The organism is Pantoea sp. JK (assembly GCF_026130245.1).
Taxonomy (GTDB): Bacteria; Pseudomonadota; Gammaproteobacteria; order Enterobacterales; family Enterobacteriaceae; genus Pantoea; species Pantoea trifolii.
Genome location: NZ_JAINFN010000024.1, coordinates 1 through 1,230 on the forward strand (window position 1 = coordinate 1; position 1,230 = coordinate 1,230).

The window sequence follows — 1,230 nt, forward strand, 5'->3', positions numbered from 1 at the left end:
TGGAGTGACCCCGAGCCCATAGACAAATCTGCCCTATATTTTGAGCATAGGAGGAGTCTATGGGCACACCACGATTTACCCCTGAGTTTAAAGAAGAAGCAGTCCGCCAGATCACCGAGCGGGGCTATTCCGTCGCCGACGTATCTGAACGCCTGGGCGTCTCGCAACACAGCCTTTATAAATGGATCCGCTCTATAAAACCTGATGCCAGCGGGCACCAGGCGCAGGATCTGCTGGATGCCCGGACGGAGATCCTCCGGTTGAAAGCGCAACTCAAGCGAACTGAGGAGGAGCGGGATATCCTGAAAAAGGCGGCGCGGTACTTTGCAAGGGAGCCCGACTAAAGTACCGCTTCATCAACGATCACCGTCAGGTCTGGTCGATCACACTGATGTGTCGGGTTCTGAAGGTTGCCCGTTCCGGTTTTTACGTCTGGCTCCACTGCCCGGTATCAACTGGAGAGCAGGATAATCAGCGACTGCTGACGCTTATCCGCGACTCTTATACCCTGAGTGGCGGCGTTTATGGATACCGGCGGGTCCACAGTGACCTACGAGAAATCGGGGAGGTATGCAGTAAAAACAGGGTAGCGAAAATTATGCGGCAGAACAGAATCAAGGCCGTACATGGCTATAAAATCCCGCGAGGAGCACGGGGACGTCCGTCAGTCATCGCGCCTAACCGGGTACAGCGGGAGTTCACAGTCGTTAAACCGAACCAGGTCTGGGTAACGGATATTACCTACATACGGACCTGGCAGGGCTGGCTGTATCTGGCCGTGGTCATAGACCTGTTTGCCCGCAATGTGGTGGGCTGGTCAATGAAACCCTCACTGTCGCGCGAACTGGCGCTGGATGCTCTTCTGATGGCCGTCTGGCGACGAAGGCCTGAGGAAACCGTTATCATACACAGCGACCAGGGAAGCCAGTATGGCAGCGATGACTGGCGACGGTTCTGCCAGGCTAATAACCTGTCACCCAGCATGAGCCGGCGCGGCAACTGCTGGGATAATGCAGTGGCGGAATCCTTCTTCAGTTCGCTAAAAAAAGAGCGCATCAGAAAGCGGATCTATAGAACCCGGGACATGGCCCGGGCTGATATCTTTGATTATATCGAAGTGTTCTACAACCGGACCCGACGCCACAGCCACTTGGGAGGCGTCAGTCCAGAGGCCTTCGAAAAGGCCTCGTCGTGAGGACAGCGAATGTCTACGGGAATGGGGTCACTCCA

The 1,230-nt window shown here is 55.4% G+C and carries 1 protein-coding gene; it reads left to right on the forward strand.

The features are described 5' to 3' along the window. Nucleotides 1-59 precede the first annotated feature (59 nt). A protein-coding gene (locus PanJK_RS23960; protein WP_265303509.1) for an IS3 family transposase occupies nucleotides 60-1,195 on the forward strand; the annotation gives its coding sequence in 2 pieces (ribosomal slippage) (nucleotides 60-315 and nucleotides 315-1,195; 1,137 coding nt in all). Nucleotides 1,196-1,230 lie beyond the last annotated feature (35 nt).